The sequence below is a fragment of the Streptosporangium album genome (assembly GCF_014203795.1).
Classification (GTDB): domain Bacteria; phylum Actinomycetota; class Actinomycetes; order Streptosporangiales; family Streptosporangiaceae; genus Streptosporangium; species Streptosporangium album.
Genome location: NZ_JACHJU010000001.1, coordinates 4,689,428 through 4,701,954, shown reverse-complemented (window position 1 = coordinate 4,701,954; position 12,527 = coordinate 4,689,428). Strand labels below are relative to the sequence as shown.

General features: G+C 70.8%; 15 protein-coding genes. 3 read left to right on the top strand and 12 right to left on the bottom strand.

Annotated features, from left to right (window positions below; genetic code table 11):
* Window position 1 precedes the first annotated feature (1 nt).
* The 5 genes from FHR32_RS22435 to clpS form a co-directional block, all read right to left on the bottom strand.
* Window positions 2-280 (bottom strand): MoaD/ThiS family protein, encoded by a 279-nt coding sequence (locus FHR32_RS22435; protein WP_184756093.1) that lies wholly within the window; start codon window positions 278-280, stop codon window positions 2-4.
* 88 nt (window positions 281-368) lie between these two features.
* Window positions 369-506, bottom strand: coding sequence for a hypothetical protein (locus tag FHR32_RS22430; RefSeq protein ID WP_184756092.1), 138 nt, complete (start codon window positions 504-506; stop codon window positions 369-371).
* 66 nt (window positions 507-572) lie between these two features.
* Window positions 573-986, bottom strand: a complete 414-nt coding sequence (locus FHR32_RS22425; protein ID WP_184756091.1) for a M67 family metallopeptidase — start codon at window positions 984-986, stop codon at window positions 573-575.
* Between the two features lie 9 nt (window positions 987-995).
* Window positions 996-1,520, bottom strand: coding sequence for a DUF2017 domain-containing protein (locus tag FHR32_RS22420; protein ID WP_184756090.1), 525 nt, complete (start codon window positions 1,518-1,520; stop codon window positions 996-998).
* 81 nt (window positions 1,521-1,601) lie between these two features.
* Window positions 1,602-1,871: an ATP-dependent Clp protease adapter ClpS gene (gene clpS, locus FHR32_RS22415; protein ID WP_221465510.1), complete on the bottom strand. Its 270-nt coding sequence runs from the start codon at window positions 1,869-1,871 to the stop codon at window positions 1,602-1,604.
* A 61-nt stretch (window positions 1,872-1,932) separates the two neighbouring features.
* On the opposite strand from clpS, the gene FHR32_RS22410 reads away from it, so the two are divergent.
* Entirely contained in the window at window positions 1,933-3,219 is a 1,287-nt protein-coding gene (locus FHR32_RS22410) for a nicotinate phosphoribosyltransferase (protein ID WP_184756649.1), read from the top strand.
* A gap of 5 nt (window positions 3,220-3,224) precedes the next feature.
* Entirely contained in the window at window positions 3,225-3,806 is a 582-nt protein-coding gene (locus FHR32_RS22405) for an isochorismatase family protein (RefSeq protein ID WP_184756088.1), read from the top strand.
* On the opposite strand, the gene FHR32_RS22400 is transcribed toward FHR32_RS22405, so the two are convergent.
* The 6 genes from FHR32_RS22400 to FHR32_RS22375 form a co-directional block, all read right to left on the bottom strand.
* Window positions 3,803-5,551 (bottom strand): DEAD/DEAH box helicase, encoded by a 1,749-nt coding sequence (locus FHR32_RS22400; RefSeq protein WP_184756087.1) that lies wholly within the window; start codon window positions 5,549-5,551, stop codon window positions 3,803-3,805. The two genes, FHR32_RS22405 and FHR32_RS22400, sit on opposite strands and share 4 nt — an antisense overlap.
* Before the next feature lie 184 nt (window positions 5,552-5,735).
* Window positions 5,736-6,527 (bottom strand): hypothetical protein, encoded by a 792-nt coding sequence (locus tag FHR32_RS22395; RefSeq protein ID WP_184756086.1) that lies wholly within the window; start codon window positions 6,525-6,527, stop codon window positions 5,736-5,738.
* 100 nt (window positions 6,528-6,627) lie between these two features.
* The gene (locus FHR32_RS22390) at window positions 6,628-8,016 is read right to left on the bottom strand and encodes an MFS transporter (protein WP_184756085.1); all 1,389 of its coding nucleotides are present in this window, start codon (window positions 8,014-8,016) and stop codon (window positions 6,628-6,630) included.
* On the bottom strand, window positions 8,013-8,948 hold the full coding sequence (locus FHR32_RS22385; protein WP_184756084.1) for a zinc metalloprotease: 936 nt from the start codon (window positions 8,946-8,948) through the stop codon (window positions 8,013-8,015). Before FHR32_RS22385 ends, FHR32_RS22390 begins: the two co-directional genes overlap by 4 nt.
* 96 nt (window positions 8,949-9,044) lie before the next feature.
* Window positions 9,045-9,296: a DUF3039 domain-containing protein gene (locus FHR32_RS22380; protein WP_184756083.1), complete on the bottom strand. Its 252-nt coding sequence runs from the start codon at window positions 9,294-9,296 to the stop codon at window positions 9,045-9,047.
* Window positions 9,297-9,445: 149 nt separating this feature from the next.
* Window positions 9,446-11,041 carry a DHA2 family efflux MFS transporter permease subunit gene (locus tag FHR32_RS22375; RefSeq protein WP_184756082.1) on the bottom strand — a complete coding sequence of 532 codons (1,596 nt, stop codon included), beginning with the start codon at window positions 11,039-11,041 and terminating at the stop codon, window positions 9,446-9,448.
* Window positions 11,042-11,195: 154 nt separating this feature from the next.
* Between FHR32_RS22375 and FHR32_RS22370 the strand changes: the two genes are divergently transcribed.
* Window positions 11,196-11,819, top strand: a complete 624-nt coding sequence (locus FHR32_RS22370; RefSeq protein ID WP_184756081.1) for a TetR family transcriptional regulator — start codon at window positions 11,196-11,198, stop codon at window positions 11,817-11,819.
* Here FHR32_RS22370 and FHR32_RS22365 read toward each other — a convergent pair.
* Window positions 11,816-12,394: a YqgE/AlgH family protein gene (locus tag FHR32_RS22365; RefSeq protein WP_184756080.1), complete on the bottom strand. Its 579-nt coding sequence runs from the start codon at window positions 12,392-12,394 to the stop codon at window positions 11,816-11,818. The genes FHR32_RS22370 and FHR32_RS22365 overlap by 4 nt on opposite strands.
* Between the last annotated feature and the right edge of the window lie 133 nt (window positions 12,395-12,527).

The window sequence follows — 12,527 nt, the reverse complement described above, 5'->3', positions numbered from 1 at the left end:
GCTAGCGGGAGCCGCCGGCCACGGCCGGGAGGACGGTGACCGTGTCTCCGTCGGAGAGCGGGGTCTCCAGGCCACCCAGGAAACGGACGTCCTCGTCGTTCAGGTACACGTTCACGAAGCGGCGCAGCGCGCCCTTGTCCACCAGGCGGTCCCGGAGGCCGGGGTGCCGGGATTCCAGGTCGCCGATCAGCTCTTCAAGCGTCGCGCCCTTGGCGTCGACGGCCTTGGCGCCGTCGGTGTAGGTGCGCAGGATGGTCGGAATACGGACCTCGATGGCCATCGCGGGTCAATCTCCTTGTGTCGTCATGGGAGTGGCGCCCACCGGATCAGAACACCGGCGGGCACGGGAGGATTCCGGAAACTGCCGGTCAGCGACAGTCGTAGACGACGACGGAGGGGGTGTGGGCGAACAGGAAGTTCTGTACGGCCACCAGCCCCGCGTACCGGGCCCGCGCGCCGGCGCGTGACAGCACGGCGTCCTCCAGGCTCGGGTCAACGGTCGACATGGTCATGAGCTTACCCAAAGGGGCGATTCCCCTCACGGCCGGATCGACTCTCGGGATGCCGGTCATCTACGAGATGATCGTGACCTCTTCCTCCTCCACCACGTCGTCGATGATCCGGTAGGAGCGGAACTCCGCCTCCTCGCCCAGCTCCTCTCGGGTGGAGACCAGCACGTAGTGGGCACCGGGCTCGGAGGCGTAGGAGATGTCGGTGCGCGAGGGGTAGGCCTCGGTCGCGGTGTGGGAGTGGTAGATGACCACCGGCTCCTCGTCGCGGTCGTCCATCTCGCGCCAGACCCGCAACTGCTCCAGCGAGTCGAAGCGGTAGAAGGTGGGCGACCGCTCGGCGTTCTCCATCGCGACGAACCGCTCGGGGGAGTCGGAGCCGTACGGTCCGGCGATCACGCCGCAGGCCTCGTCCGGATGGTCGGCCCGGGCATGCGCGATGATCTTGTCAACCAGTTCCCGGGAGATCGTGAGCATGTCAGGAAGTTACCAAAGGGCACGGACCAGGGTGTCCTGGAGGTAGGTCAGCCAGTCGTAGGTGACGTAGGCCGGATAGCGCGGATCGTCCTCGGCCATCTCGGCGAGCTCGTCGTGGACCTCCTCGGTCACCTCGAGCCGGGTGCCGAGCGCGAGCCGTACGTCGTTCAGCGCGCGCATCCACGCCTGCGCCTGCTCGGGGGAGAGCTCGACCCGTCCCGGCTCGGCGCTGTCGAGCATGGTCTGCGCGTCGGCCCGCTTGCCGTCGCGCAGCGTCGCCTCGGTGTAGCGGCGGAACTCGGCGGACTGCTCGGCGTCCTCGTAGGCCGAGGGGAACAGCCGGGCGAGCACCGGATCGGCGGACTGCTCGGACGGGCCGATGCCGAGCGCGCGCTCCAGGGGATCGCTCCCGGTCTCCCCGGGCTCGATCAGGCCGAGGATCTGCGAGACCAGCGAACGCAGGATCGAGACCTCGGCGGCGTCGAAGACAGTGATCACGCTGCCCTTGCGCCCCCGCTTGAACCCTGAACTCACCGCTCGCTCACCGCTCCTCGCTCGTTTTCCCGCGGGCCCGCCCGCAGGGCGCCGCGGAAGGAGCCCCGCCGGGCCCACCGCTCATGAATCCCGCTGCACGGTGGCCCAGAGCCCGTAGGAGTGCATGATCTGCGCGTCGCGCTCCATCTCCTCACGGGTGCCGCTGGACACCACGGCCCTGCCCTTCTGGTGCACGTCGAGCATCAGTTTCTCCGCCTTCTCCTTCGAGTAGCCGAAGACGGACTGAAAGACGTACGTGACGTAGGACATCAGGTTGACCGGGTCGTTCCAGACGATCGTCAGCCATGGCAGATCGGGCCGGACGTCGACTGCCGGACGTTCGACCTCCATTGGAGCCGTACTACCCACGCAGACCAGTCTGCCCTACGGCTGGCCTAGTCTTCGACTCGTGATGACGAGCATGAGCAGGGCGTTGCTGACAGATCACTATGAGCTGACAATGGTACAGGCGTCGTTGCACAGTGGAGCCGCGTCGCGACGTACGGTGTTCGAGGTGTTCGCGCGCCAGCTGCCCGGCGGGCGGCGCTACGGCGTGGTCGCCGGGACCGGCCGGGTGCTGGAGGCTCTGGAGAGCTTCCGGTTCGGCGAGGAGGAGCTCGCGTTCCTCCACGACAACCAGATCGTCGACGCCCCCACCATCGAATTCCTCGCCGGCTACCGGTTCTCCGGCGACCTGTACGGCTACCGCGAGGGCGAGTGCTACTTCCCCGGCTCCCCCATCCTGACCGTGGCGGGCACCTTCGCCGAGGCCGTGCTGCTGGAGACGGTCATCCTGTCGATCCTCAACCACGACTGCGCGATCGCCACCGCGGCCTCCCGCATGGTTCACGCCGCCGGATCCAGGCCACTCGTCGAGATGGGCTCGCGGCGCACCCACGAGATGGCGGCCGTGGCCGCCGCGCGGGCCGCCTACCTGGGCGGGTTCTCCTCCACCTCCAACCTGATGGCCGGCCACCGGTACGGCGTGCCGACCGCCGGGACCGCGGCCCACGCGTTCACGCTGCTGCACGATTCGGAGAAGCAGGCCTTCCAGGCCCAGATCGACTCGCTCGGCACCGGCACCACTCTGCTGGTCGACACCTACGACGTGGCGGAGGCCGTACGGACCGGCGTGGAACTGGCGGGCCCCGACCTGGGGTCCGTCCGCCTCGACTCCGGTGACCTGGCCGAGGTCGCCCATGCCGTCCGCGGGCAGCTCGACTCGCTGGGCGCCGAGAAGACCCGCATCCTCGTCACCAGCGACCTGGACGAGTACACGATCGCGGCGCTGTCGTCGGCCCCCGTGGACGCCTACGGCGTCGGCACCTCGCTGGTCACCGGCTCCGGTGTGCCGACGGCCGCGCTGGTCTACAAGCTCGTGGTCCGGGAGGACGCCGAGGGGGTCATGCAGCCGGTGGCCAAGAGATCGGTGGGCAAGCCCAGCCGGGGCGGGCGCAAGGAGGCCTTCCGGCAGCTCGACCCCACGGGGACGGCGGTCGCCGAGCTGGTCACCGTCTCCGGCGACCGACCGGCCGACGCCCGCCCGCTCCAGGCCGAGCTGGTCCGCGGCGGCGAGGTGGTCGGCGGGGAGGAGCTGGAGGCGGCCCGCCACCGGCACCGCCAGGCCGTCGCCGAACTCCCGGCCACGGCCCACCAGCTGTCCCGGGGCTACGCCGCCATTCCGACCGTGTTTGACTGAGTTCCATGGCAACCGCGCTGATCATCGTTGATGTCCAGAACGACTTCTGTGAGGGCGGCAGTCTGCCGGTGGGCGGCGGCGCGGAGGTCGCCACGGCCATCTCCCGGCACACCGCCTCACACGGCTACGACCACGTCGTGGCGACCCGCGACTTCCACGTGGACCCCGGCGGGCACTTCGCCGCCGACCCCGACTACGTGAGCTCCTGGCCCGCCCACTGCGTGGCCGGGACCACGGGCGCCGACTTCCACCCCGCCTTCGACACCGGACACGTCGAGGAGGTGTTCAGCAAGGGCGCCCACGCCGCCGCCTACAGCGGCTTCGAGGGCAGCGCCCCCGACGGCACGGGCCTGGCCGACTGGCTCGCCCGGCGCCGGGTGAGCGCGGTGGACGTCGTCGGCATCGCCACCGACCACTGCGTGCGCGCCACCGCCCTGGACGCCGTCGGCAACGGCCTGGCCGTGCGGGTGCTGCTGAACCTGACCGCCGGGGTGGCCAGGGCCACCACGGAGGCCGCGCTGGCCGAGCTCGACGCCGCCGGAGTCCAGCTCAGCGGCGACCCGGTGGTCCGGAGCCCCGGCGGCTAACGCGACCGCTGGGTAGCCCAGTGACGGATCTTGTCGATCCGCTCCTGGACCTGCTCGGCGGTGGCCTGCGCGATGGCCGGGCCGCCGCAGGCCCGGCGGAGCTCGGCGTGGATGACGCCGTGCGGCTGGCCGGTGCGGTGGTTCCATGCGCCGACCAGCCCGTTGAGCTCCTTGCGGAGGTTGGCGATGAGCTCGTGCGGAGCCAGCTGGGGCTCCTTGGGCTCGGGCCGCTGCTTGGCCCGTAGCTGGTCGGACTGGCGTTTGCTCAGCAGGGTCCGCACCTGGTCGGGCTCCAGCAGGCCGGGCAGGCCCAGGAAGTCTTCCTCCTCGGGTGAGCCGGCCTCGGCGGAGGTGCCGAACTCGCCGCCGTCGAAGAGCACCCGGTCGAAGGTGGCGACCGCCTCCAGCGTCTCGAAGGGCAGCTCGTCACCCAGGACGTCGGGGTTGTCCTTCTTGCGCTGGGCGTCGTCGAGAAGGAAGTCGTCCAGCCCCTCCTCGGGCAGGTTCCGGTCGAGCACGTGATCGCGCTCGGCCTCCATCTCCCCGGCCAGCCCCATCAGGGTGGGCACCGAGGGCAGGAACACCGAGGCGATCTCGCCGCGCTTGCGCGCCCGGACGAAGCGGCCGACGGCCTGGGCGAAGAACAGCGGGGTCGAGATGCTCGTGGCGTAGACCCCGACGGCCAGACGGGGGATGTCGACGCCCTCGGAGACCATCCGGACCGCGACCATCCAGCGCTCCTGGGACGCGGAGAACTGCTTGATCTTCTTTGACGCCTCGGGGTCGTCGGAGAGCACGACCGTGGCACCCTCACCGGTGATCGCCCGGATGTGCTTGGCGTAGGCGCGCGCCGTCTCGTGGTCGGTGGCGATGACCAGCGCACCCGCGTCGGGCACGCCCCGGCGCACCTCGGCCAGCCGCCGGTCGGCCGCGCGGAGCACCTGCCGGATCCAGTCGCCCTTGGGGTCGAGGGCGGCCTTCCACGCCTGGCCGAGCTGGTCCTTGGTGAGCGGGGTGCCGAGGGTCGCGGCGATCTCGTCGCCCGCGCGGGTCCGCCAGCGCATCTCACCCGAGTAGGCGAGGAAGATGACCGGCCGGACGACGCCGTCGGCGAGCGCCGGGCCGTACCCGTAGGAGTAGTCGGAGACGCTGCGCCGGACGCCGTCGCCGTCTTCGGCGTAGGCGACGAACGGGATGGGGTTGACGTCGGACCGGAACGGCGTGCCGGTCAGCGCCAGGCGGCGGGCGGCGGGCTCGAACGCCTCCCGCACACCGTCACCCCAGGACTTGGCGTCGCCCGCGTGGTGGATCTCGTCGAAGATGACGAGCGTCTTGCGGGCCTCGGTCCGGGCGCGGTGCAGCGCCGGGTGCATCGCGACCTGGGCGTAGGTGATGGCCACCCCGGCGTAGTCACGCGAGGTCGCGCCCTGGCTGTTCTTGAACTCGGGGTCGATGGCGATGCCGACTCTGGAGGCGGCGTCGGCCCACTGCTGCTTGAGGTGCTCGGTGGGTGTGACGATCGTCACAGCTCGGATGATCCCTCGCGACAGGAGGTCGCTGGCGATGCGCAGCGCGAAGGTCGTCTTACCCGCGCCGGGTGTGGCGACCGCGAGGAAGTCGCGTGGTTCACCCCTGGAGTACAGGTCAAACGCCTCCTGCTGCCATGCGCGGAGCTTCGGCGCGGTGCCCCAGGCGGCACGGTCCGGATACGAGGGTGACAGGTGGGATGCGGCGGAAGTGCTCACAGTGTCCCCAGCGTAATCGGCATCGCCGACAAGACGTGCCGATCCGGCGAGATCCTCGCCAAGATCACCTCCACGTGCTAGTGATTCTCCGGCCCCGTACGGCCCTGCCAACCGGCGCCTCCGGCCGCCGGACGAGCACCCCGCCGCGGGTCCGCCACAGGGGTGACACCGGTCGCCGTCACGCCTAACGCACTCCGGCGATCACGGTGTCGATCTCGGCCCGGAGCCGGGGGTCGTCCGGCTGGGCCATGCCCAGCACGACGACCGGCCGCGTCCCCGCGCCGGAGAGAAACACCACACGGAGATAGCTGGGCCGGTTGACGTCCTGGTACTCCGCCCGGAGGGAGCGGCTGTGGCCGCTCCGCCCGCCCACCGTCACCGCCCGGTCGTCCACGACCTTCACCTCGTCGCCGTGGAGCAGCAGCCGTGCGTACAGGTCGGCGAGTTCCACCGTGGCCTCGCGCGTGTCGTTCACCGGCTCCGCCGGCATGGCCATCACCGTCGCCGCGCCCTCGCGGCCCGCCACCGAGGTGAACCCGGTGACCGGGGGGACCGCGCCCACGCGCCACCCCGCGGGCAGCGGGTATCCCACCCCCGCGAGGGGGTCGCTCACCCCGGCGGGCGAGGAGGCCGCGGGCGAGGAGGAGGGCAGGATCCGGGGGACCAGGACGACGCCCACGGCGATGAGGGCTCCGGCACCGGCCAGCAGGGCGACCAGTCCGAGCAGGCGGCGGCGCAGACGGTCCTGGACCCGGCGGCGGGGCGGGGCGGCCGGTGCGCCGTACCAGCGGGCCGACGGCGGAAGGTCGTCCTGCGGCACCTCCCCCGCGGATCGCCGCCCGCGGCGCCCGGCCCCTTCGGAGGGCCATGCCCCCGGCCTGCCGTCGCCCCCGCTCTCCTGCGGCGGTCGCGCCCGATGCAGCCCTCTGCGCCCGGACTCCTCCGGCGGCCATGCCCGGTGAGGACGTTCGTCCACAACGCCTCCTCCCCGGTGGTCACGGTCGTACCCGTCCTACCATGCCTCCCGGGACGCGGTCCGGCCATAGGTGACCGTCGTTATGGCGGGGGCCGACGGATCAGGAGACGTCCCGCATGCGTCCGGCGACGGCCACCCCGAGCAGCCCTACGGCCACCATGAGGACGGCGATCGTGGCGTAGCCGGTGGCGATGTCGTCGTGGCCGATCAGGTTGATCAGCACGCCGCCGAAGCCGACCGTGAGCGCGCTGCCCAGGGTGTCGACGACCTGGAGGGCGGCGGAGTTCGCGCCCTGCTCCGCGTCGGGCGACTGGCGCATCGCGGTGACGCTGACGCTGGCGACGCCGATGCCCATGCCGAATCCGGCGACGACCCAGGCGGGCGCGGTGACCCAGCCGGTGACGCCGGGGACGAGCGCGAGCGTGGTCAGCGCGATGCCGACGGTGACGGTGGCCGCGGCGAGCCGCACCAGCCGGGCCCGGTCGTACTCGCGGCGGCTCTGCAGGTAGGAGCCGAGGGTCCAGCCCAGGGCCCCGGCGGTCAGCGCGACACCGGCCTGGGCGACCGACAGACCGGACACCTTGGTGAGGAGCAGCGGGATGAACGCGTTGATCCCGAAGAACGCCGAAGCGAGCACGCCGCGCATCATGACCGTGGTGGGCAGGCCCCGGCCGAACCGCAGGGCCCCGGGGGGCAGCAGCCTGGGCAGGCCCACGGCCAGCGCGACGAGCCCGGCGGCGGCGGCGATCCCCCCGGGCAGCGGGGTGGTGTGCAGCCGGTCCGCGCCGTACAGCAGCGTCCCGGCGCCCGCCGCCGTGGCCGCGGCCGCCAGGGTCATCGCCAGCGGCCGGGAGCGGGGGCCCGTCGACGGTGTGGGCGCCGGGCCCTCGCCGGTGCGCAGCGCGGGCAGGAGCATCAGCATGGCCGGGATCACCAGCGGCACGATCCCGAAGAAGACCCAGCGCCAGCCGACCGTCTGGGCGACGATCCCGCCGACGCCGGGCCCGACCACCGCGGGGAGCACCCAGGCGGCCGACAGGGCGGCGAACACCTTGGGCCGGGCCTCGGGGACGTAGACCCGCACGATCATCACGTAGATCGCCACGATGACCGCGCCGCCGCCCAGTCCCTGGACGACGCGGCCCATGATGAACAGTTCCTTCGAGGATGCCGCGCCCGCCATGGCCATGCCGGTCACGAACAGGCCCACGCCGAGCAGGAAGGGCAGGGCGTGCCCCCGCCGGTCGGACCAGAGCCCGGCGACGACGTTGGCGAACAGGCCGGCGATGAGGAAGGCCGAGATGCTCATGCCGTACAGGTCGAGCGCGTCGAGGTCATCGGACACCGCGGGCATGACCGCACCGACCGACATGCCCTCGAAGGCGATCAGCGTGACGACGAGCAGGATGCCCAGGGTGGCCGTGCGGTAGGCGGGACCGAAGATCCGAGGGGATGTGTATGGAGCGTCAATTGTCTTCGGTACTGTCACCTGTTAAGGGTAATGTCCGGCTCCGCGCCACGGTATGCGGCCCACATCTCGTGCATCCTGGCGGCCTGGCCGGCGGTGAACTCCGACATGCAGTGATCGTGGGTGTAGTCCATGAAATTACGGACGGGGTCGTCGCCATCGTCCTTGCAGGTGTCCTTGCGTGCCGGACAGCCCTCGGTGGGCCTGCCCTCCGCCGGGGTGTCGGCCACCTGGTCACCCGGGGGGACGCAGCCGTTCTCGAAGGTGTGCAGGAGCCCGAGCCAGTGGCCGATCTCGTGGACCCCGGTGAACCCGCGGTCGAAGTTGCGCAGCGACCCTCCGGGCAGGGTGCGCCAGTCGATGACCACACCGTCGAGCGCGGGCTCGCTCCGGTACAGGTAGGGGTAGGTCGAGTAACCGAGGACCAGCTGACTGAGCTGGGCGATGTAGAGGTTGAGGGTCCCGGCGCCACCCTTGCGCTCCCCCTTCACCGCCGTCTCGTAGGCGAGGGGCGCCCGGAACCAGGCGGCGTTGTCGGTCCGGGTGAGACCGTCGAGCCGGAACTGGATCCCGGTGTCCGCCCCGCCGAACCGGCCGCCGTAGGCGGCGTTGAGGGTGGCGATCTGGTCGCGCACCGCACCGTCCCGTGCCCCCAGGGGGCCGGCGGTGAAGACGTGCACCCAGGTGGGGACCGTGATCGGGGCCCATGGCCCGCGGCGCATCCCCGACTGGCGCCGCCTCAGGTCGGCGAGCATCTCCGCGACCTGCGGCGGGGCCGGAGCGTGCGGCTCGGGCCCGCGTCCGGAGGCCGTCTGCCGCGCGACGGCGTCACATCCCGGGGAGCGGGGCGGGGCCGATGGCCCGGTCACAGCGGATGCCAGGGCGGGGACGGCAGGAGCGGCGCCCGCTGTGAACAGGCACACCGAAACAGCGGCGATCGCACGCCAAGCCATGCACTCCCCCGACAGGTCACATCTGCTGATCGACTGCCGCTCCCCTGCGGCACCCCGACCGTAGCCTCATCGGTGGCGATCACCCATGAACAACACTCATTCGTTGTTGTTGTCTTCGCCCTTGGGTAGCCCTTCGTAGATTTCCTTGCATTCAGGACAGACCGGGAACTTCTGCGGATCCCGGTTCGGCACCCAGACCTTGCCGCAGAGCGCGCGCACGGGGGTGCCGCTGAACGCGCTCTCCATGATCTTGTTCTTCTCGACGTAGTGGGCGAACCGCTCGTGGTCGCCGTCGCCGTGCGACAGGTCCGGCCGGATGTCACTCTCAGGGAGAATCTTCGTGCTCACCCTGCAGATTTTATGCCCGCGACGGCGCGGTCACCGCGCCGGCGCTCACCGTGTCGCGATCCGGCCGTCCCGGGCCCGCGTCCGCGTCCCGGTGAACGCGTACGGCTCCCGCCCTATGAGGACGGGAGCCGTACGGCGGAAGCGCGGGATCAGCCCATGTGGATGGGGGCGTCCTCGGACTTGCGGCCCGCCTTGACGAACAGCGCGAGCACGGCCGCGAGGATCGCGACCCCGGTGCTCACCGTGAAGCCGAGGTGCATGCCGTCGAGGAACGACAGGTGCGACACGCCGGCGATGGCCTGGACGACCTGCTCGGGCACGCCGGGCATCATCTGGGCGTTGGGCGCCCCGCCGAAGGTCGCCAGCTCCTTCAGCCCGGCGACCTGCTCCGGCGGCAGCGGCGGGAGCTTGGCCTGCGTCCAGTGGCCGGCGTAGACGTCCGCCACCCTCGCCGACACGATCGCGCCGAGGATCGCCGTGCCGAGCGCGCCGCCGACCTGCATGGCCGACTGCTGGACGCCGCCCGCGACGCCGCTCAGGTCCTCGGGCGCGTTGCCGACGATGATCTCGGTGGCGCCGACGAAGACCGGCGAGAGTCCGAAGGCGAGCAGGACGAAGGGGATCGCACTGTCGATGAACGCGGCGTCGATGCTGAGCTGGGACATCAGGAACATCGCCACGGCGGTGACCAGCATGCCGCCCGTGATCGTGATCTTGGTGCCGAACTTCCCGAGGAGCACGGCGGCCAGCGGGGAGGCGACGATCATGCCCGCGCTCATCGGCAGCATCCGGAGGCCGGACTCCAGGGGCGAGAGCCCGTGGACGCCCTGGAAGAAGAACGTCAGGAAGAACATCGCGCCGAACATGGAGAACGCGACGAGCATCATGAGGCCGGTGCCGATGGAGACCGAGGGGTTGCTGAAGAGGCTGAGCGGCAGGAGCGGCTCGGCCGCACGGCCCTGCCACCACACGAACACGGCCCCCAGCACCACGGTCGCGATCAGGAAGCCGATGGTCGCCGAGTCGCCCCAGCCCCACTCGGGAGCCTTGATGATCGCCCAGACCAGGGAGAACATCGCCCCCGACAGCAGCACGACGCCCAGCCAGTCGACCTTCGACAGGGCCCGCGCCCTGCTCTCGGTGAGCACCCACAGGCCCATGGCCATGGCCACGATGCCCACGGGGACGTTGATGAAGAAGACCGACTGCCAGCTCACGTGCTCCACGAGCAGGCCGCCGACGATCGGACCGGCGGCGCTGGACAGGCCGATGATCCCACCCCAGGCGCCCATCGCCATCTTCAGCCGCTCACCGGGGAAGGCCACCCGCAGCAGTGCGAGGGCGGCGGGCTGGAGCAGCGCGCCGAACAGGCCCTGGAGCACGCGCAGGCCGATCAGCATGCCGATCGAGGAGCTGAGGCCGATCGCGAGCGAGGTGAGCGCGAAACCGGCGACCCCGATCAAGAAGATCTTCTTGTGTCCGAACAGGTCACCGAGCTTGCCCGCGGTGATCAGGAAGACGGCGAGCGCGAGCAGGTAGCCGCTGGTCACCCACTGGAGGTCGGCCAGAGACGCCTTGAGGTCTTGGGCGATCACCGGGTTGGCGATGCCGACGACCGTGCCGTCGAGCATCACCATGATCACGCCAAGCGACACAGAGAGAAGCGTGAGCCACGGGTGCCCCTGCCTCGGCGACGTGTCAGGTTCTGGCGGTGGCGCGGCGGCCACCGTCTTGGCCTCTGCCATGGAAGGGTCCCCTCGTGAATTCGACCAGCCCCCCCATGGGGCATGTCAACCCAAGGTAATTTATGTCAGCCACTGACAAGTGACAAATCCTTTTATAAGGCAGAGAATGACTTATGGCAGTATGTGAACATCACGTTTCGAAGGGGTGACAGGCATGGGCGGGACCGGCCTGCGCGAGCGCAAGAAGCAGAAGACACGACTGGCGCTGGTCGACGCCGCCCTCGCCATGTTCGCCGAGCAGGGCTACGAGACCACGACCGTCGACCAGATCGCGGCCGCCGCGGACGTCTCGCCCCGCACGTTCTTCCGCTACTTCGCGACCAAGGAGGACGTCGCCCTCTGCCTGCCCCTCGACGGCCTTGAGGTCGTGCTCGCCGAACTGGCCGCCAGGCCGGCGGAGGAACCGCCGTTCACCGCGCTCAGCCACGCCCTGCGCTCGGTGGTCACCATGTTAGAGGAGGGGGATCTCGCCGACCGCACCAGGTTCCTCAGAGCGCACGAGCTGATCGACTCCACCCCCGCGCTCTTCGCCGGGCACGTGCGGCGGATGGTGGAGAACGAGCGGCGGCTGATCGCCGAAGTCGCCCGGCGCGAGGGCACCCACTGCGACGACCTCCTCGCCCACTTCGTCGTCGCGCTCTTCACCGCCGTGACCCGGGTCGGCTTCGAGCTCTGCGAACCGGACGGCGTCCCCGACCTGACCGCCCTGGCCCGGCACCTGGAGGCGGCGCTCGAACTGGCCCAGCGCTCGTTGCGCCCCGGCTGGGACAGGCCCTAGTTCATCGAGGGATCGTCGGGACAGGTCGCCACGTAGGCGAGCTCGCCCCGCTGCCGGCGGAGCACCGCGCGCCACAGCGAGCCGGGGTCATGGTGGAAGGTGTCACCGGGCTCGGAGTCCACGACGTACCAGGCGCCTTCGCCGATCTCGGTTTCCAGCTGGCCGGCGGTCCACCCGGCATACCCGGCGAAGATCCGCATCTGGGCGATCTCCCCCGCGAGGATCTCCGGTGGGGCGTCGAGGTCGACGGTGCCGAGCCGCGACACCGCAGCGGTGCCCGCGTGCAGCCTCCGCCAGCCGAGGGGCTCCTGACCGCTCGGGACCGCGGCCAGGGCCAGGGCGCTGTCGGTCTGCACGGGGCCGCCCTGGAACAGCACGGACGGGCCGGTCACCATGGAGTCCCAGGTGGGCAGCACCTGCGTCACCGAGATGTCGCTGGGCCGGTTGAGCACCACGCCCAGAGTGCCGCCGTCGAGATCGTATTCCAGGATCAGGACCACGCTGCGCCGGAAGTTGGGATCGTCGAGCTGCGGTGTCGCCACCAGCAGCCCACCGACGTGGATCGCCTCCGCCATACCTCCATCATGAGGGGTGGAGCCCCTGTTGCGCTGCTCCACCTCGGCTCCGGATCTTTAAGTTCTCATGTCCCCTCACCCGAGGCGCCCGGAGGAGGACTCTGCGGAGTGACGGCCCGGGTGCCGCGGCCAC